This window comes from Aquimarina sp. 433, from assembly GCF_054054605.1.
In genome coordinates this window covers 58,007-78,607 of record NZ_JBSWZK010000006.1, presented here as the reverse complement: position 1 = coordinate 78,607, position 20,601 = coordinate 58,007, and the positions used below count along the sequence as shown (strand labels likewise).

Below are 20,601 nucleotides of genomic sequence, written 5' to 3'. Positions count from 1 at the left end.
AAAACTTAATACAATGAAGCTTAAAAATATTTTATCGCTATTTTTTATGATAGCAAGCATATATCTGGGGATAAGTCAAAACCTGGTGTTAAACGGAGATTTCTCGCAATACGATGTTAACTGTAATGATTTTAGTTTTGGTTTTACTGGATCAGCAAACACCAATTGTGTAGATGATTGGAACTCCTATTCCGGAAGTCCTTCCTTACATGGAGTATCATCAAATCCACATGCCTGGATGTGGTCAGGAGGGACGAATGATCATTATGAAAGTATCCAAACTCCAGTAGCATTTGAACAAGGGAAGTGTTACGCTGTTTCTTTTAAAGTAAAAACGAACGATAGAGGCAATCAGGATATCAGTGATCATGGTACCGTAAACTTAAGAGCTGTAAATTTTCAAAATGGAAGTATTGATACAGAACAAACGATATTTTCTAATACTATCGGAACCTATTTAGGGAATAACTGGCATACCGTAACAACTACGTTTACACCTAATGCTAATTATTCTAGATTATTAATAAATCCATTATACACAGGAGGTGTAAAACAGGCTGAGATGGCGATTGATGATATTATGATTCAGGAAAGTCAAAACCTTAGTGTGGATTTTCATTTTGAAGATACAGCTGGTACTCATAAGAATACTTTTTGCGAGGGAGAGACTATTCTACTGAATGGAAGCGCTTCTCAAGGCGAGATTCATTATTTTATTGATGCCTGGAGAAGACCTAGCGGTAGTTTAGGAAGTTTTCAGTATGTATCTGGATTAGGATGGACAGCAGGACAATTACAAACGGTGAATTTAACCAATCTATTTGCTGGTAATAATGTTAATTTTGAGGCAGGTTATGAATATGAAATCAAAGTAGCGTTAGGGAATGATTGCATCGGTTGGCTGCCTTTAACTAAGAGGTTTACTGTATTACCTAATGCAGCCTTGGATCCTGATTTTACAATGAATGCTAGTTGTGCAGGTAATGGAACTATTACCATTCAGGCAACAGCTACAACAACCAATGCCTACCAATGGTGGGGATTATTCGAAACAGCTACCTCGACTACTACAGGAGGTACACAAGTAGGACCTATTCAAGGAGGAACATCGGTTACTTTTAGTGGACTAAGTAGAACCAAAAATTATTACATAAAGCATGGTGTTTGGAAAGATTCTGATAAGAATTGCTATCCATGGCAAGAAGCCAGAAAAATTGTACCCAATTCTGTTAGTTGGGTAGGATATACTACAGATTTTACACTAAGCCTTAGTGCTAGTGGAGGTCTGGTAAATGTAAATTTACAGGCGGATCCAAATCCTGTATCGGTTTATCACGGCTGGCAAGTCTACGACGTAAATCATAATGTCATTAGCGGTTTTTGCTGTAACTCCGATATCGCTTCTTTTTCAGGACTTTCTACAAACACTTGGTATTATATAAAACATGGAATTTGGAATGATTGTAAAGAATGGCAAGAGACTAGAAGATATTTTAGAGTTCAGATACAGGAAAGTGAGAATAATACAGGAGGTTTTGTATTAGAAACCAAAGAATATCCTTTTGAACCAGATAGTGCCTACACAAAAGAGATCAATGAACTCATTAATTCTGGTGTAATTTTCGAACTTTTTGAAGAGTATGAAGAGGGAAGTTTTGTGGAGGATGATAAAGAAATTTCAAAAATCGAAATGTACCCTAATCCAGTTCCAGCAGGAAGAGTGCTTACCATTACCACCTCAACCGCTGCGGATATTCAACATGTTGAATTGGTAACATTTACAGGGAAGAGTGCATCCATATCGTTTAAAAAAGAAAAAAATATGATCCTCTTAGATATAGATGCGAAAACACCTAAAGGGATGTATTTCGTAAGAATCATTAAAGACTCTGGAGAAGTAATCACAAGACAACTAGCAATACAATAAGCTTTATAACTAATTTAATATATAGAATAGATGAAAAATTTTAAAACATTTTTACTACTCTCATTTTTAGTGCTCATCACTTTTTTTTGGGCTTGTAATGATGAGTTTACTACATCAGAAATGCGTGTAGATATATTGGAAACTACTTTAAAAAGAGAAGGGGTTTTAGATCGCTTAAGTGGGACTCTTCAAACTAAAAACAATAAACCAATTGTAAATGCGACGATCAAACTTCGAGGCGATATAATAGCATTCAGCGATTCGAAAGGAGGTTTTGTTTTAGAGGAAAACAGTTTTAGGTTAGGAGATGTATTAACTATAGAGCATGAGGATTTTGTTACAGTTTCTAAAGTAATTGAAAAGAACACAAAACTATTTGTTTTAATGAAAGAAAGAGCCAAAGCTCATGTAATTGATGCTGATAAAGGAGCAGAAATACCTGTGGCCTTTCAAGGGCAAATATCAATTCCTAGCAATGCGTTTAACTATAGAGGAAAGCCGTATAATGGTAAAGTAGAAATAAGAGCCACTTATATAGATGTAACTGATCCGTTTGAATTAAGAAGTGCTCCTGGAAGTTACATAGCAGAAGAGGAAGATGGAACTTTATATCCATTAACATCTTTTGGAATGATAGAAATTACAGCTACAATACCTGAGAAAAATATTCCTTTAGATCTAAATGAAGGAGCGGTAATTGATGCTTCATTTCCAATACAAACGGAAAATACGCCAGAACAAGTGAATTTATACGAATTGAATAAAGAAACTGGATACTGGGACATTTCTGGAGTTTTGGTTAATCAAGGAAATGTATTAAGAGGAGAGATTACATCGGTTAATAGTTCATGGAATGCAGATGATCCATGTGCAAACGCTTTAGTATGTGTGAGAGTACAAGTGGTATATACCAATGGAGATCCTGGATGTTATGTTTGGGCTACAGGACTTACTTATAATGGTTTTTCGGGCCATTTTACCCCTGATGCAAATGGATTTGTAGAATTTTGGGTGTGTCCTGATAGTGTATTCCAGCTAAACGCTTGTTTATGTTTATGCGTTCCAGGAGGACCAATTTATACTTCGATTATCGATCTGTCTACAGTTACGATGAATCCTTCGGGCTGCACAGATCTTGGTGTCTGGACGATTAATAACTAATATCAAATAATCCACCTTTGTGATTTTATTCATAAAGGTGGATAAAAATACATTACGATGAAATCTTTTGTAACAAACCTATTGTTTATAAGCTTGGGGTTGACCATGCTTTATGGACAAGAACAGATTAAAGAGGGAAGCGATTTTGATCATGTAGATGACTATAGACCTAAGATCTTTCAGTTAAAAGAAACTAATGAGCGTGTAGATAGTTTAGAAGAGTATTTTAAGAGTTATCAGCTTTTAGATTTTAATTTTGAAGAAGTATACCATCATGTTAAAAGAGATAATTATATATCAGAGTTCCTACTAGCTGCAGAAAACTGGAAATATGAAATTAGTTTACAATCTAATGATATAAGAAGTCCCGAGTATGTAGAAAGTATTAATGGAGAGATTATAAATCAAACAGATGAGGCAAACAATACTCAATCAAATACATATAAAGGAGTAGCAGATAAAAACAGAAATAATATTGTAAGAGTAACTATCACTAAAGATAATTTTTGGGGATATATTTATAATCAAGAAAAGGATGATTGGTTGTTTTTTGAATCAACACAACATTTTCTTAAAGATGATGAAGCAAGAAATTATTTGTTAGTATATCATCTAAAAGATATGAGAGAAAATGCATTTGGAGAATGTCAAGAGTTGATAGCTGATATAAGTGATAGAGAAGAAATTAATATTGGAGGGCAAACATTTTCATCAAAAGGCGGTACTTCTACTTGTACACCAAAATATTTAGAAATTGCTACAGATGCAGATTATGAACATTATCAATACTATAGAAATATTGGTGGGTCTAATCCAGAGATTTTATCCTTACTAAATCAAACAGAAGGAATCTTTTCTATTTATTTTAATATTCTTTTTAGTGTAACAGGGCAAAATGTACAAACTTCAAGCATGGATCCTTATACATCAATTATTGCTGAAGATCGTTTAGTAGAATTTAGAGTTAATAGTCCCTCAGTTTTTTCTGGAATTAACAGAGATATAAGCATGTTATTTACAGGGTTAACTCGCATGAAAGATGATAATGGAAGTTTGTCTGTAGCTGGAATTGCTTACGTCGGCACCACTTGTAGATACCCTACATATGCCTGTACGGTTATCGGAAGAACAGCTGGTGCATATATGACCATCGCACATGAAATAGGACATCTACTAAATATGCCGCATCCGTTTGAAGTTTCAGGGAATACCGAATGTAGTACAACTCCAGGAATTATGTGCTACGGTACTAGAGGATATTTTTTTAATGCTTCTAGTATTTCTAAAACACAAAATCACCTTGCTTCATATGGTAATTGTTTAAATAATATTAATTCATCGACGACAGGAAATGATTGGGAAATGACTTGGACTAATGAAAGAAACAAAAGAAGATTAGGAGGATGGTATTTTAATAATGGAGATCATAAACTAGTAGGTGATTTTGATGGAGATACCGATGAAGAACTACTTTTTATGAGTAGTACAACCTGGTCTGGTATGGAAGATTATTCTTGTGATACGGGAACAGATTGGTACGATATGTGGAATAATCACGGAAGCAGATGGATAGGGTCCTGGTATATGAACGAAGGAGATCGCCATTATACAGGAGATTTTGATGGAGATGGAATTACGGATTTATTATCTATTTCTGTTAGTAATGCATGGGCTACATTACAAGGATTTAATGCAACTACCAATTCTTGGTATTATAAATGGAGCAATTTTGGCAGCTTTAATATTTCTACATGGCATATAAGATCTTCTGATCAATTTCAGATAGGAGATTTTGATGGGGATGGAAAAGATGAATTGTTAGGATTCTCTTATAATTGGTCAAGCTTATTTGATTTTGAAGGAGGTACTTTTAGTCAAAGATGGACAAATAGTGGCAGCGGAAGAATTGGAGGTGTAGATGCTAATTATGATAATAGGTATACACCTGGGAGATTTACCGTTACGAATGCAGATGAACTTTTAACTTGGGTTAATACTTGGGTAACAGTACTGAGATTTGATACTAATACTTCGCAATGGAATTGGATCTGGAGTCAATATGGAGATTCAAAATTTGCAAATATGCAGATATTACCTTTAAACAATCAACAGAAAATTTTGATAGGTAACTTTGATCAGGATGCTACGGACGAGGTTTTAAATATTAATAATACTTGGTCTGCAACCGCAGATTATAATGGCATCAATTTTCAACAGAATTGGAATAATTCAGGAACAGGAAGGTTAGATAATTGGTACTTAAATGGAGTTCAAAATGATTATTTAACTGTAAAAGCAACACCACATAATGAAAAACATATACTGGCTCTAAAGTATTACGAAATATTTGATTTCTTTTATTACGAAAAATATCCAGAATTGTCTAGTATGTATCGTAGCAATGAATTACATAACAAACAGAATATAGGAGATCCTTTAAATCCTAATAGTGTAGATGTCTTGAGTTCGTATGAGATAACTTTATTTCCGAATCCTACATCTGATAAAATTCAAGTAAAAATAGAGTCAGAGAATGATAAATTGAATGGACTTCGGATAGAATTGTTTGATTTAAAAGGAACCAAACTGATTTCTGAAATAATCACTCAAAAACATTATAAAATAAATGTAAAACCCTACCCAAGCGGAGTATATATGCTTAAAATCTCTGATACGAATGGTTTTCGAAAAACTCATAAAGTATTAATTACAGATCATTAAACTATTTTTAGTACAAATCTTGAAAGCAATATATGGAATCGAGTATTTCTATTTTGTTTTCAAGATTTTCTCGTTTTTCTAAAATAAATTAGGATTATAATTCCGATAATCACCAGTAAAATAGTTATCCATAAAAAACTGCTTAAATGATTAGAAAAGGATATTGGAGCGTTGTTGCCAATAAGTATCAAAGAACCCCAATAAAAAGGAGATAATTCACTTCCATCATGAGAATTAATGTATTGTAGTTTGGCGTTTCGTAAGGCAGAAGATTTAGAAAGTCCTTGATCAATGTTTTTATAAAAATTAATCATAAGTTCTTGATTAGCTTTATCATTTACAGACCATAATGAAGATACGACACTATTAGTTCCCGAATGAAAAAAACCTCTTGCTAAACTCATAACACCTTCTCCTTTATTAAGCTCTCCTAAAGAAGTTTTACATGCACTTAATACAACCATTTCCGATTGGTTCTTGGTGGCATAAATCTCTTGCAATGTGATTTTTTGATTCCTAAATGCAATCCATGGACTTGTATGATGGTCGATATCAGCATGTGTTGATAAATGTATGATACGATATTGATCTATACTATCCAGCACATTGGTTTTAGTTCCTTGTTCCTCTAACAATACGTCACCAGATAATATGTCCGTGATTGTGGTTATTTCCTTTTTACTATGAACCAAAGACCCCAAGTTTTCTATCTTAAAATCTACAGGCGCGACTCCAAGAAAATCCAATGGTGCATTTCTTTCTTTTTGATCATTTTGGTCCAGATAACTCATGGAGTATGCATATCGTATCTCAACATCTTTAATTAAATAACTATGATCCTTATCAGAAGTAATAAGTGTTTCAAAAGAGAGTTGCTGTAATGCATAATCAGGAATAATAGTGATATTTTTTCCTTTTAGAATAGAGAAAACAGATGAGGGGATTAGTTTTTGAAAAATTTGATATGCTGTTTTGTGGTATGCTTTTAATTCTTCCTCATTCCTAAACCAGTTCGTAACTTGTTTGTTTAAAAGAGTAATATCTTGCGATAATTCGTTCACCCTTGGAATTTTAAAAAATAACTCTTGATCTCTACTGTGAAAAATTCCATATCCTCCATCTTCACTTAAAATATATTGTAATACAACTTCTTGATCTGAAATGAATTGAGATGTAAAACTGTCGTAAGGTAGTACTTTTATTTTCTGTTTGTTAATGGCATAATCAGGATACAGGAGATGAAGTGAATCTACAAATACTTCATAATTCTTTTTATGGTTATAAATTTCTTTTTTAGTCTTTTGCAGAGCATCTTCGGATGTATCGGTAAGAGTATTCAATCTATTTTCGGATAAATAGATGTTTTGTTTTAATAAAAACTCTCTATTGGCTAAGTCTTCAGGTAGTTTGGTGTTTTCTTTAGCTTGTTCGTTCGTAATATCTTCGAGCAGTAAGATCGCTTTATTTTTTTCCATAAAATAATAAGCGTCTTTATGATTATTAAGTAGAAAAGAGGCTGCTACCGCATTTAGATACAAAGCGGAAGCCCGTTCTCTCCAGTATAATTTTGATCTGTATTCTGAACTTTCAAAACGAATAATATCCACTAATTGATCTGCTATTTTAAAGGTTTTGATAGCTTGATATAAGTGATCTTTATTTTGATCATGGTGATAATATTGAATCCAAGCATTAGCCTTTTGGATAAGATGACTCAAGGTGTAGTACTTATTAGATAATAATACCAGGTCTTCGATTTCTATGCTATCTTTATAATCATGTGGTTCGTTTGGATCAATATTGTACTGGATTGCTTTTTGATATGATTCTAAAGCTTTTGTAAACTCTTTTTTGGCGATGTATAGATCTCCCATATTTTCCATCGCAGGAGTATAGTTAGATTTATATTGATTAGATAGTTTTAGGTGAAATTTGGAGCTGTCTAATTGTTTTAGTTTTAGAAATGCCAATCCTAAACTATTATGAGTAGAAGCTCTGTTTATAGAATCTAAAAGTGGTAAACCTTTTAAAGCCTGAGAAAATTTGACAATAGATTTTCTGTATTCTTTTATTTTTAAAAGTCTATTTCCTTCTATTTGAAACGTTCTAGTTTTTTGGTTAGAAGTATTATAAGAAACTAAGTTTAATAAGGAATCCGCTTTTTGCAAATAAGATCTAATTTGTTCTGAATATGGTTTGAATCCCATTGACGAATAGATATCTGCTTTGAGCAAATATAATTCAACTCTTTTTTTATAGTATTGCGGTGAGTTGGGACACATTTCAATAGCTTTTTCTGTGGTGTTTAAAGCTTTGTGATAATCTCCTATTTTTCTGTAAATTTCCGAGAGTTCAGAATATGCACTTATTTTTTTTGGGAGTTGTCCTATCTCTGATAATCTAACGAAATAGTCAACGGCTGCAAAACAGTTATTAACTCTAGAGTTAAAAAGACCGAGATTGAATAAAGTTTTATCTAAGGATTTTGATGACTTAACCTTTAGACTATCTTTTATTTCAAGTGACTTTTTTGTAAACACAATAGCTTTTTTTAAGGCTTTCTCATTATTAAGTGTTTTTCGTTTTTTAAAAAGAAAAACCCCATAAGCATGATAGGCATCGGCTATATCAAAAGTGTAGTTATTGTTTTTAACTCTAAAGAATGAGTCTAACTTCTTTTCTTTTGTTTGTGGATTGGCGTGAGAGTTTAAAATTTTTAAAAACTCTTTGTTATCTTTTTGAGAATAAACTGTATAGGAAGCATGAATGCTAATAAGAAAGAAAAAAAGTGTAATTTTCATACTTTAAAAGTATGAAAATTACACTTTTTGTTGTTAAGAGAAAACACATTTGATTTCTTACGGTTATATAAATCGATCTTTAGAAATGATGTTTTTATAACTATTCCCTTATCACAACTCTTCCTTGATGAATATGATTTTCTAACCTGTATATGTTATACGCACCGCGCAATACATCTTGATGTAGCTCTAGAGAAGTGATTTCTTTGTCGTATAATTTCCCAGCAGAAGCAGTTATGTACGCAGCAGAAAAAGAAGTTCCTATAGGATTAATAGAAAGGTTTGATTCTGTGTTCATAATATAGAAATAGCCGTCTATAGGAGCAGCGATATCAATAGTCTCTGATCCGTAGTTTGATGAATTTATAGAAATGAAATCAAGTATATCTGGCATTTGTACCTCTTCAGGTGCATCAAGCTCATAACCTGCAACTCCCAAAAGATTTTCTATAGCATATCCCGAAGGGAAATGAGGGATCTCTTCGTCAACGTTTACACCTAAATTACCTGCGGAGGTAATGAATAAAACATTACTTTCCATTAGTTTAATGATCTGTTTTAAGATCTTCTGATTCTTTAAACCATACCAACCAAAACTCATATTAACGATATCTATATTGTTTAATTTAGAAAGATAATTCAAGCTACAAACAATATCATAATAACTACCTCTCCCTTCTTGGTCAAAAGCTTTTACTGATAACAACTGATGTGGGATATTGTTTGAAGTAAGTTCTGAGTTAATGATTTTGGCAACCATGGTACCATGCCCGTTATCATCTCTCATATCGTTATCGTGATTAACATAATCCCAACCTGAAATTCCGAATCTATTGTTAAAAATGTTTCTTGTACTATAAAGAATAGGACTGTCAAAATAGTCATAATCAATACCTGTATCTACGATAGCAATATTTACATAATCAGAATTGGTAGCAGGAATTATCTTGTTTTCTAAGATGCTACTGTAATTACCTGATAGTGTTTTATCCGCTATATCAATGTAAAATTGATAATCAAAAATAGCTCTTGGATCTACTTCTACTTCTTCATCTCCTGAATTATTTTCATGATTAGTTACCAAATTTTCTACTAGATGTTTTATTCCTGGAAAATTGGAATAAGTAGTATCTATTGTCCATAATTCAGGGCCTTCAGGATCGCAATCACAAACCTCCTTATTAAGTATTTTGAAATCATATGATTGTTCAATTTGTAGACGAAGTAACTTTTTATCAACTTCGTTTAAGTTCGGATTTGTAAATTTTACAACAACTTGATCTTTCATAATATCGGGTATTACTGAGTTGTAAGAGTTACTTTTTTCATACGCTTTATTAAGTTCAGCACTCTCAATCATGCTTTCCTCATCAACAGAACATCCCCATATTCCTAGTAATGAAAGACAGATTAATTTTAATGTTACAATACTTTTTTTCATGATAATTGATTAGTTTTTTAGGTGAGCAGTACTCATAAAAATACCTGTAGCACTGCACTTTTAAATTGGTATTCATACATCCGATTCAAAAATCTTCGAAATGTTACCCTAAAAATTGGAATAATTAAATTTTTATATCAAAATTTATTTTTCATTGTGATTTTGATATGATGGTTTTGTGTTTAATTGTATGATAATTAATGGATTGCTGTTTTGTAATGATAATTTGTTCTTGGAGTTATAATTGAAACTATATATGAAATCAAAAGAAGTTAACCCTAAAAAAAATAGGTATATCCCCCTGATGAAGTTTTACGAATTATCTTATGTTTGTGATCTTCATAATCTGAAGTAATTAAATAGCACCTATAATTACGCAAGAAATCGAATGGCTACTCAGAAACAAGATGACTATTTATTGCAAAGCCTTATTGATGGTGATGACAAGGGTATAAAAGAGATCTACAAGAAAGTTTATCCTAAGGTTAGGAACTATATCCTCAGTCATGACGGATCAGAAGACGATGCTAAGGATATTATGCAAAAGTCATTACTACAATTACTAGCCAGAGCGCAGGCTGCAGATTTTAAAATTACATCGAGTTTTGATGGTTATTTTGTGACCATTGCCAAGAACTTATGGAGAAGGGCAGCAAAAATGTCAAAATCTCGGGTAACAAATGAAGGTGTTTTGGATCTTGTACATGAAGAACGAGAAATAGCTTTAGCAGCTTATGAACAAGAAAAATGGGAGCTATTTCAGGAAAAACTATCAGAAATATCACAGAACTGTAGAGAAGTTTTAACTTTTTTCTTTAATAAAGTGCCTTATGTCGATATTGCTAAGAAACTAGGGTATGCAACGGAGAATACAGTAAGACAGCGTATTTTTAAGTGTAAGTCAAAATTAAAAGAAGCGATATATTCTGATAAACGTTATAATGAATTAAAAGAGTTGTAAAAGATTATGGAACAGGATATAGAGAGATATCTTAATAATGAAATGACCCAAGAAGAGGTAGCTGCTTTTCTAAATAAAATAGATACGGATCCAGAGGCAAAAAAGTTGCTCAGTCTTTATCAAGAAATGCATATTGTTTATGATCAGAATGATTGGGAATTATCAGATAAAAAAACTACAAATCAAAAGGTTCAACAATACGAACAGTTTTTAAGAAGTGATAAAGGAAAAGAAATAGCCAGTAGTATTAAATCAGCAGAACAATCGTATTTTAATGAGAAACCTTTTAGGTTAACAAAAATTTTAAAGTATGTAGCGGTTGCAGCAATATTTATAGCGGGATTATTTTTGGTTGTTGAATACAATCAAGGGACTAATACCGAACAATTATATGCGACTTATAAGAATTGGGATGAGCTGCCATCATTAACGCTAAGAGATCAAAATTCTGATTTAACGGAGATAGAACAGCAATTTAGAGCAGAAAATTATGAAGAGTCTTTGCTGTTACTAAATACTTATGTTTTGAATAATGATCAAGATGTAAATCCACAGTTACTTATATACAAGGGAATATCTCAATTAGAGTTACATAAAAATGCAGCTGCAATTGATACTTTTACTGAATTATTAGAGAGTAACACCTTGGATGCGGATAAAGCCCATTGGTATTTAGCACTATGTTATCTGAAGAATCAAGATTTGGCAAAAGCCAAAACCGAGTTAGCACTTCTGTTAGAGAAACCTACCAATTTTAAAAATAATGAGGCAAAAGAATTGTTGTCTACACTAAATTGATATTGATTTTATATCTTCTACCTTTTTGTTCACAACTTACAATAGTGAGGGATGATACGCTTCATCGTTTTTTTGTGTTTTTAAACGATGTTTCTTGTCTTGATTAATTGATAATTAAGTTTTTTGGACATCGATTTTTAATTTTCTCTAAAATTAATTGGATCGATGAAAGGGATAGTCAATAGTGTGCTTCTTGTTAATAGCGATAAAACACATAATTTTTTAAATCAGTACCGTTTACTGAAATATTGTGCGCTTGGAAATATCATTAAAGTTTCTAATGGTAATGAAGCAATTGATTATTTGACAAAAGCTAAAAAAGACCTTTCGTTAAAACCAGATTTAATTATCCTGAATTGTGATTTGGCAATGATGAATAGATCAGAATTTTTCTCACACTTTTCTAATTTAGGACCTAGGATTACAAGAGGAATTAAAATAATAATTCTACATGAGACTTTACCTCAACAAGACTTAAAGAAGATATGTAAGTATAGAAATGTAGTAGGTGCCATAAAAAAACCCTTAAGTCCATCTAAAATTGATGAACTCTTTCATAAGTACTTTTTAATCGATATCAATAATCAAGATATATCTTAATTTTTCTCCGCTACATCTAAAAAGATTATGATTCTTTTGATAGTGAATCATTCATAATAACGATATCGTCTGGAAACGAATAATTTTTTGTCCTAAAAGAAATATTGTTTGTAAGTCCTATAAATAGTACCGGATTTCAGTCTAGATTTTCCCAAAATTGGATCAATAGTTTATAAAAATTACATTTGTTATATAGCTTAACTCATACACTATGCAAACGGCAAAGACTATTTCCTTTTTTAAAATTATTAAATGGACAGGATTCCACATACTTTGGTTACTTATTTTTTCTGGAGGAGTAGCGGCTTTGTATTATTTTAAGATTATAGAAGTAAGTATGCCTTGGTTGCCAATATCTGTTATTGGTACTGCAGTAGCTTTTTATGTAGGTTTTAAAAACAATCAGTCGTATGATCGAATGTGGGAAGCACGGAAGATTTGGGGCGGCATTGTAAATGATAGTAGAACCTGGGGGATGTACGTAGATGGTTTTGTTACCAATTTGTTCTCTAATACAGAGGTATCCGAAAAGAAAATTCACCAGATTAAAAAACGCTTAATTTATAGACATATAGCATGGTTGTATGCGCATAGAAGTCAATTATTGGTTCCTACACCTTGGGAACACGTTAGTCAAGGAGGTCCTGTTGCCCGAAAAGCAAGATATTACCAGAAAAAATTCGGAATAGGCTTAGTCGATGATGAATATACACGAACAGAATTAAAGAACTTTTTGCCAGAAGACGAGCATGATCGATTGGTAGCCAATGTAAATACAGCTACACAAATTATTAATGAGCAGTCTCAAGATTTACAAGAGCTTAGAGCGCAAGGGCTGATCGAAGATTTTCGTCATATGAGGATGGCAGAGTTATTGAGAAGCTTTTATGCTTTACAAGGCAAGAACGAGCGTATTAAAAAATTTCCACTTCCCAGGCAGTATGCAAATATGAGCAGAATTTTTGTGTGGATTTTTATTTTCCTACTACCATTTAGTATGATACCAGAGTTAATGAAATTAGGAGAAACGGGGTTTTGGTTATCCGTACCCATTACATCATTGATAGGATGGGTATATGTAATGATGGAATTAGTAGGTGATTACTCCGAAAATCCATTTCAGGGAATGGCGAATGATATTCCTATGTTATCGCTTTGTCGAGTAATAGAAATTGACCTTAGAGAAATGTTAGGAGAAAAAGATTTACCACCTGGCGTTAAAATCAAGAACAATATTTTAATGTAAAAGAGAAGATAATTTGTAAGCAAAAGGCGATCTAAGAGTAGATCACCTTGCTTATAGATGTACTATCTGCTTATCGCATAGCGACTAGCGGTAGGAAGGTTTGCTAACAATCTCTTCAATCTTTTTATAGAAATAAATTAGAAATTTTACTTCTAGGTATTTCAACAGCATAACTGCCTGAGTAGATTGGACAAATAACACAATCATCAAAATAAAATTTCACTGTATTTTGATTGATTACAAAATTATTCTTGTACTGTTGAAAAGTATCTAGGTCTAATTGCCAGCATTCTTCATATTGTGGTTCTGATTTTTTATACTTAGTCAATGTTTTATTTACTGCATCCAACATGTCTATTTCAGATCCATTCTTGAAAATGTTGTTGTAATTGATGAATTCAGCTTTTTTAGGATCAAAATTTAATGCTTTAAACATGTAAGACGATTGGTTATCATCGATATAGTGATTTGCTTTGTATAACAGAATACTAAAAATATTCTCCTGAGAATAAATTTTATAATTAATTAATCTTTTTTGCCGTTCAGAAGAATTATAACCAAGATCACATTGCAACTTTGTTTCATTCAAAGTGTTTTTTACAGAAACATTAGTGGATAAATAATTATTGGATATAAAATCATTAAATTTTTTGAAAGATGGGTTGGATGAAATATTTAAATAAGGATACTTATAATCAATAATGTAGTTTTTTTCCTTTTTATAAAAGGATTTGGTTATTATTATATCTTCTTCTGTTTTTGGATCACCTTTTAAGTCTCCAAAAATACTTGCAGTATTGATTTGCTCATTTGTTTGATTACTTGTCACGTTTTCTCCCGATAAAGTAGATTTTTCCTTTTTGCAAGACCCTACAAAAAGCAACAATACAAGTGATAATGATAAGGTGAAATAGGATCTTGTTGTCATAATATTAGATTTAATGAAGGTTTAATTGATAAATATTGACCGCAAAATTCTATACTTTTTTACATTTAATATTATTTATATTAATTATAATATTCATAATAAAAAATTATAATTAACTCATCTCTTATTTGTTCAGGTTTTTTCGTTAACAATTTTTTACATATTTCTTAAAGATTTATGAGTTCAAGTATTTGTTTTTCAAGTATTTATTAGATTTTTGAAAGCTCTAATGGTTTAACATTTTGGACAGTTGTTTTGTTAAACAAAGTATAATGAAAATTTTCATAAAAAATATTTATTAATTAGATAATAAATATAAATAATAATTAATGAAACAAAACTAGTAATTTAGAACAAAAAGGTTGGTTAATTAAAAGAAAGTAATATGAAAATCAGAGTTTTAATTTATGTCGGGCTTATTGTTTTTTTATCTAATTGCGCGGTAATAAGACCCGGAGAAGCAGGTGTTAAACAAACACTTGGAAAATTATCAAATAATGTTTCTACTCAGGGAACGATGTTCTACAATCCTTTAGTTAGTAGGGTAATAAAAGAATCTACTCAAACAAATAATATCAAGTTGATTTTAAATCTTCCTAGTAAAGAAGGATTGAGTGTTAATTCCGAGATTTCTATTCTTTATAGGTTAGAGCAGAACAAAATACCAAGTGTATTAGAAAACTTGGGAAGAGATTATGAATCCATTATAACAAGTGTATTTAGATCAGCTTCTTCGGATGTCTGTGCGAAATTTTTTGCTAAGGATATGCATTCTGGAATGCGAGCGAATATAGAAGAAGAGATCAAAGTGAAAATGAAAGAAAACCTGGAAAAACAGGCGGATGGTATTGAGCTTATTGCAGTGCTTATGAAAAGCATCCAGTTACCTAGAGGTTTGGCAAATTCTATAGAAAGAAAATTACAAGCTGAGCAAGATGCCATGCGAATGAAATTTGTAATCGACCAGGCAAAACTAGAAGCTGATAGGAAAATCATTGATGCAAAAGGAGAAAGAGATGCTCAAAAAATACTAGCAGAAGGTCTTACAAAAGAAATTATACGAATCCGTAGTATCGAAGCTTTTAACAAACTTTCAGAATCTCCGAATAGCAAAGTGATTATTACAGATGGTAAAGCACCTTTTCTTATAGCAGGAGATGATTAATCAAGAGTTTAACTTAAAAACAAATGATCATGGAATTATTAAATAAAGCATCAGAATTTATAAAAAGAAGTATGGCTAATATGAGCACAAGTGATAGGGTAGTAGCATCCAGAGAAGCCAAGGCGATTGTATTATCAATTAATGAAGTGTATAAAAAAACAAAAGATCCAGAGTTAATGGATATTATGAAGTCTGTAACTAACAAAAAACGTAAAATCGATAGAAGATTACGAGGTATGTTAGGGTAGTTGTTTGATTAGTTTATGGAATAGGAAACTTTAAAAGGAAAAAATATGGAAGTAATTTTTGAATATCATAACGCAAGAAGTAGTGGTTACTTGTCATCCATGGCAACTAAAAAACTGAAAAGATTAATTAAAAAATATCCTTTTGTGGTAAAAAGCTATGTGTTTTTTAAGGAAGAGCTTAGTCTTAAAGAAAAGGGACAAGGATATATATGTGGAATTCGTCTTAGTGGTCCTGGTCCATTATTATATGCTTCTTCGCATAATAGTGATCTCTTAAGTGCTTTGAATGAGACGATAAAAAGTTTAAAAACTCAACTCAATAAGCGTAAAGCGCTCTTATATAATAATTAACGATAGTAATGTTGTTTTCATTGATTGTTTAGTTGTTGCCCATTCTAAAGGCTGTTCTTTTCCCGTATGAACAGCCTTTTTTACAAAAGATCTCTAAGAAGATACTAACAGATAGATTAGTAATCGGTGTATATAATGGAAAACAAAAAGGCGATCTATTTTTAGATCACCTTTTTAAACTAAATGTATAATATATTACTTGTCTAATGCCATTTCTGGTTCTTTGGCAGTACTAGCTTCAAATTGATTACTAGTATTTTTAGCTCCTCCTGCTTTTAGTGCATTGTCACCAGCAAAGAATGTTTTGTGATCATCACCAAGATCTGAACCTGCCATACGTTGGTGTTTTACACAAGAAACTCCTTTTCTGATTTCCTGACGCTGAACAGAACCTACATATGCTAACATTCCTTTATCACCAAAATAACCTTCTACTAAGTCATTCATATGTAGTGCAGTAGTGTGATATGTTGGCAATGTGATCAAGTGGTGGAATACTCCTGCTTCTCTAGATGCATCTGCCTGGAAATTTCTGATCATTTCATCTGCTCTATTCGATAATTCGGTACCGTCATATTTAGCATCCATAAGCTCTTCGCGATTATATGTTGAAGTATCTTCTCCAGCTTCTACCATAAGATCATAAGCCTGCTGACGGAAATTAATTGTCCAGTTAAATGATGGAGAATTGTTATATACTAATTTAGCATTTGGTACTTGCTCTTTTACACGGTTTACCATATGAGCAATTTGTTTTACATTAGGCGTAGGTGTTTCGATCCATAATAAATCAGCACCATTTTCTAAACTAGTTACACAGTCTAATACAACACGATCGATATTAGATCCTTCTTTAAACTTGTATAATCCATTAGGTAATCTCACAGGTCTAACTAATTTTCCATCGCGTTTGAAAAGAACATCGTTTTCATTTACCTCATCAATACGAACTTCCTCAGCTTCTACAAAATCCATATACTGAGAAGCTAAATCACCTTCTTCTTTAGAAACTGGTAATTTTTGAGTTAAACCAGCACCTTCAGAATCTGTTCTTGCTACGATGATACCATCATCAACTCCTAATTCTAAGAATGCATACCTAAGAGCATTCAACTTTGCAATAAAATCTTCGTGTGGTACAGTTACTTTACCATCTTGATGTCCACATTGTTTTGCATCAGAAACCTGATTTTCTATCTGAAGTGCGCATGCACCAGCTTCTATCATTCTTTTTGCTAACAAATAAGTAGCTTCTTCGTTTCCAAAACCAGCATCAATATCAGCAATAATTGGCACTACATGTGTTTCGAAATTATCAATTTGATCTTGTACATCTTCACCTGCATCCAAACGACGGAAAAGATCATTAAGCTCTACCGCATCAGCCTGGCGTAAAAATGTATAAATCTCTTCGATTAGATTTGGTACAGCTGTTTTTTCATGCATTGACTGATCTGGTAAAGGTCCTAATTCAGAACGTAAAGCCGCAACCATCCAACCAGAAAGGTAAAGGTACGTTTTGTCGGTAGTTCCTTTATGCTTTTTTACCGCGATCATTTTTTGCTGTGCTACAAAACCATGCCAGCAACCTAGTGATTGAGTATAATTAACACTATTTGCATCGTATGCTGCCATATCCTTACGCATGATGGAAGCCGTATATTTTGCGATGTCTAATCCAGTTTTAAATCTATTTTGTACCGCAATTCTCGCTGCATTTTCTGGTTTAATGGTTGCCCAAGTGTTTCCGTATTTAGCTTTTAATGCTCGTACTGTATCAAGTGCCGAATTATAAGTAGTCATAATTTTGTATTTAAATTTTATTTCAAGGATTTACTTTTTATGCTTTAGTGGTTTTTTCTGAATTGTAATCAATCGTATTGTTGACCGCCCAGTTAGTGACTAGTGTCTTAGTTTTTGCTTTTGATTTCATCTTTATAATCTTTAGTGTTCATTAATAATCCGAATTCCAATTGCTACTTACAGGCTTCAACCAGATTCATTTTTCTGTAATATTATTTTCTAAGTGTTTTAGTAAATTAATTACAGGACAATATTAGAAAAAAGTTTTTTATAAAAAAAGCGAACGTTCGCTAAAATGATTAAAAAATGTAAAAATAAGATTTTCGCAAAGTGGTTTATATATAAATTTAAAATCTAAGTGCCAGCACTGTTTTTTGTTTATAAAAATCTGATAATTAGATATTTGACATGTTTCTAATTGCTCTTAGAATAGTGCAGAAAATTCGTTGTTAGTAACTGAATTATTTTTAGAAAAAAATAAATTAAAATAGAATTATTTTTCTGTTTTGAGCAGTTTTGAACTGTTTTTGGAAAGTGAAAACGTCAAAAAGAGTGAATCAAAATCTATACAAATGATAAAATCTGATCAAAAATTGAACGTAAAAAGAGGAAGTTGTAGCGGTTTTACGATTGGATTTGATTACTCTGTAAGAGTGTTTTAAAATGGGGAAGATAAAATTATATTGATTTTATATAATCTTCTAGGTTTTCCTGCTCCTGAAGTTGCATTCTTTTTCTTAGGCGACTTCTCGATTTTTTTACAGCTTCTGTAGATGTAAATCGCAGACGGGCAATTTCTTTTCGTCCTAAGGACATTCTTAAATAAGAACATATTTCCAAGTCCGTTTTGGTTAGATTTGGATGTTTTGCACTTAATCTTTCAAAGAAATCATAATTAATTTCTTCCAAATTATTTTTTATAATCGTTATTTTAGAATCCTCCAAAACCTCAGATTTAAGATCCGCAATAATGCTTTGAAGAGAGACCTCATTAGTATTTGAGGCTATTTTTTTGAGATCACCAACTAACTTTTCTTTGGATTGTAAATGCTGAATTGATTTAGTCATCAGCGTGGTTATTTCTTCTCTTTTTGATGTGATTTCATTTTCAAGAACTTCAATTTCAGCACGAACTTGTTTCATCCGTTGTTCGTTTTTCTGAGTTGACAAGGTGAGTAACTGATCTAATTCTTCTTGGGCCAGTCTAGCCTTTTTCCAACGTATTTTAAAATATCGTATTCCATAATATCCTATGATACTGGATACAACGAGTGTTATGATCAATAGAACGAGATATAATTTCTTTTTTACAGATTGTGTTTCTGCTTGAGCTAAGATGACTTTCTTTTCTTGCACAAATTGAATACTATCTTTTAATTTTTGTTGGCTAAATTCGTATTGTAATTCAATTTCTCTTAGTTCTTTTGCTTTAGTCAAATTGAAAACACTGTCGTTAGCTTTTGCATATTTTCTGTAGTAATCTAAAGCAGGTTCAAATTCTTTCATCATATAATAAGAGCGACTTTTTCTTTTATATGCTGCAGCTAATAGCTGCCCCATTTGTTCTTCTTTAACGATTTGTATGCATGAATCAACATGAGATAATGCCTTAGAAAATTGTTCTAAATTATTGTATGTACCTGCGATATTAAAATGTGTATTTCCGATACTAGCTTTTTTAGTATTTTTTTTACAGTAGTTTAAATATTCTAATTGAAGGGAAAGTGCTTGTGAGTATTTTTTTTGTTTCCTCAGAAGTATTGCTTTGGTTGATTTTAAACGATATATTCCTTCTATGTAACCTGCCTGTTCAAATTTTTTGTTTGCTTTACTATAATAATATGAAGTAGAATCTATGAGACCTAATCTTTGATATGATAATCCAATTCCTTCATAATTATCTCCAATTTTTTTAGGAATGTCAAGTTGTTCATTAATTCTAATTGCCTTAATAAAATTTTCTACGGATTTTCTATATTCCTTTTGATATCTAAATACGGTAGCGATATTGTGATAATTAGAGGAGAGGTTGAGTGAATCATTTATGGATAAGAATATTTTTTGAGCGTCTAAATAATACTGTAATGCTTTAGAATAGTTTCCTCGTTTACGATTAATGATTCCTAATTGCTGAAAAACTTCAGCTCTATGTTGCCTTACATCATAGGAAACTTTGGATGCATTCAGAATTGAAGTAACTTCATCCATATAAGATGCTACTTCATTAAAATCTCTGCGAAGCTGATACACTCCTAGTTGTAATAAAGCGTGGACTTTTAGAGAATCGGTAGTGGCTTTGGCTACTTCTTGTTGTAGCATCACTAGTGTAGTGTCTTTTTCCTGAGCAAAGGAAATACAGGTGCTAAAAGTTATAATAATAAGAAAGTATCTGTGCAAAGTCACTCTTATATTGGTTTTAAGATAAAGATATTTGTTTTTCAAGGAATATA

The 20,601-nt window shown here is 31.9% G+C and carries 15 protein-coding genes; 10 read left to right on the top strand and 5 right to left on the bottom strand.

Features of this window, described 5'->3' with window-relative positions; all coding sequences use genetic code 11:
- The first annotated feature begins 13 nt into the window (after nt 1–13).
- From ACWNT5_RS13570 to ACWNT5_RS13560, 3 genes are read left to right on the top strand one after another with little or no spacing between them, the layout of a single operon-like run.
- Nucleotides 14–1,927 carry a T9SS type A sorting domain-containing protein gene (locus ACWNT5_RS13570; protein ID WP_456517622.1) on the top strand — a complete coding sequence of 638 codons (1,914 nt, stop codon included), beginning with the start codon at nt 14–16 and terminating at the stop codon, nt 1,925–1,927.
- A gap of 30 nt (nt 1,928–1,957) precedes the next feature.
- Nucleotides 1,958–3,088 (top strand): hypothetical protein, encoded by a 1,131-nt coding sequence (locus ACWNT5_RS13565; RefSeq protein WP_456517621.1) that lies wholly within the window; start codon nt 1,958–1,960, stop codon nt 3,086–3,088.
- Nucleotides 3,089–3,145: 57 nt separating this feature from the next.
- Nucleotides 3,146–5,809 (top strand): T9SS type A sorting domain-containing protein, encoded by a 2,664-nt coding sequence (locus tag ACWNT5_RS13560; RefSeq protein WP_456517620.1) that lies wholly within the window; start codon nt 3,146–3,148, stop codon nt 5,807–5,809.
- A gap of 59 nt (nt 5,810–5,868) precedes the next feature.
- On the opposite strand, the gene ACWNT5_RS13555 is transcribed toward ACWNT5_RS13560, so the two are convergent.
- Both ACWNT5_RS13555 and ACWNT5_RS13550 read right to left on the bottom strand, forming a co-directional pair.
- Nucleotides 5,869–8,610, bottom strand: a complete 2,742-nt coding sequence (locus ACWNT5_RS13555; protein ID WP_456517619.1) for a CHAT domain-containing protein — start codon at nt 8,608–8,610, stop codon at nt 5,869–5,871.
- A gap of 100 nt (nt 8,611–8,710) precedes the next feature.
- Nucleotides 8,711–10,051, bottom strand: a complete 1,341-nt coding sequence (locus tag ACWNT5_RS13550; RefSeq protein ID WP_456517618.1) for a S8 family peptidase — start codon at nt 10,049–10,051, stop codon at nt 8,711–8,713.
- Between the two features lie 388 nt (nt 10,052–10,439).
- Between ACWNT5_RS13550 and ACWNT5_RS13545 the strand changes: the two genes are divergently transcribed.
- The 4 genes from ACWNT5_RS13545 to ACWNT5_RS13530 all read left to right on the top strand — a co-directional run bounded on the left by ACWNT5_RS13545 (nt 10,440) and on the right by ACWNT5_RS13530 (nt 13,656).
- Nucleotides 10,440–11,012: an RNA polymerase sigma factor gene (locus ACWNT5_RS13545; RefSeq protein WP_299606007.1), complete on the top strand. Its 573-nt coding sequence runs from the start codon at nt 10,440–10,442 to the stop codon at nt 11,010–11,012.
- A gap of 6 nt (nt 11,013–11,018) precedes the next feature.
- On the top strand, nt 11,019–11,810 hold the full coding sequence (locus ACWNT5_RS13540) for a tetratricopeptide repeat protein (RefSeq protein ID WP_456517617.1): 792 nt from the start codon (nt 11,019–11,021) through the stop codon (nt 11,808–11,810).
- Between the two features lie 165 nt (nt 11,811–11,975).
- Nucleotides 11,976–12,410, top strand: a complete 435-nt coding sequence (locus ACWNT5_RS13535; RefSeq protein WP_299606012.1) for a response regulator — start codon at nt 11,976–11,978, stop codon at nt 12,408–12,410.
- 211 nt (nt 12,411–12,621) lie between these two features.
- Nucleotides 12,622–13,656: a bestrophin family protein gene (locus ACWNT5_RS13530; RefSeq protein ID WP_299606015.1), complete on the top strand. Its 1,035-nt coding sequence runs from the start codon at nt 12,622–12,624 to the stop codon at nt 13,654–13,656.
- Nucleotides 13,657–13,780: 124 nt separating this feature from the next.
- Here the strand turns inward: ACWNT5_RS13530 and ACWNT5_RS13525 are convergent, their stop codons facing one another.
- Nucleotides 13,781–14,584 carry a DUF3298 domain-containing protein gene (locus ACWNT5_RS13525; RefSeq protein ID WP_299606018.1) on the bottom strand — a complete coding sequence of 268 codons (804 nt, stop codon included), beginning with the start codon at nt 14,582–14,584 and terminating at the stop codon, nt 13,781–13,783.
- A gap of 385 nt (nt 14,585–14,969) precedes the next feature.
- Here ACWNT5_RS13525 and ACWNT5_RS13520 point away from each other — a divergent pair, with 385 nt between their 5' ends.
- The 3 genes from ACWNT5_RS13520 to ACWNT5_RS13510 are packed head-to-tail and all read left to right on the top strand — an operon-like array spanning nt 14,970 to nt 16,348.
- Nucleotides 14,970–15,749: a prohibitin family protein gene (locus ACWNT5_RS13520; RefSeq protein WP_299606020.1), complete on the top strand. Its 780-nt coding sequence runs from the start codon at nt 14,970–14,972 to the stop codon at nt 15,747–15,749.
- Between the two features lie 29 nt (nt 15,750–15,778).
- Entirely contained in the window at nt 15,779–15,997 is a 219-nt protein-coding gene (locus ACWNT5_RS13515; RefSeq protein WP_299606022.1) for a hypothetical protein, read from the top strand.
- Between the two features lie 45 nt (nt 15,998–16,042).
- The gene (locus ACWNT5_RS13510; protein ID WP_299606023.1) at nt 16,043–16,348 is read left to right on the top strand and encodes an HPF/RaiA family ribosome-associated protein; all 306 of its coding nucleotides are present in this window, start codon (nt 16,043–16,045) and stop codon (nt 16,346–16,348) included.
- 195 nt (nt 16,349–16,543) lie between these two features.
- Here the strand turns inward: ACWNT5_RS13510 and ACWNT5_RS13505 are convergent, their stop codons facing one another.
- Both ACWNT5_RS13505 and ACWNT5_RS13500 read right to left on the bottom strand, forming a co-directional pair.
- Entirely contained in the window at nt 16,544–18,151 is a 1,608-nt protein-coding gene (locus tag ACWNT5_RS13505) for an isocitrate lyase (protein WP_299606026.1), read from the bottom strand.
- Nucleotides 18,152–18,829: 678 nt separating this feature from the next.
- The gene (locus ACWNT5_RS13500) at nt 18,830–20,554 is read right to left on the bottom strand and encodes a tetratricopeptide repeat protein (protein WP_456517616.1); all 1,725 of its coding nucleotides are present in this window, start codon (nt 20,552–20,554) and stop codon (nt 18,830–18,832) included.
- Between the last annotated feature and the right edge of the window lie 47 nt (nt 20,555–20,601).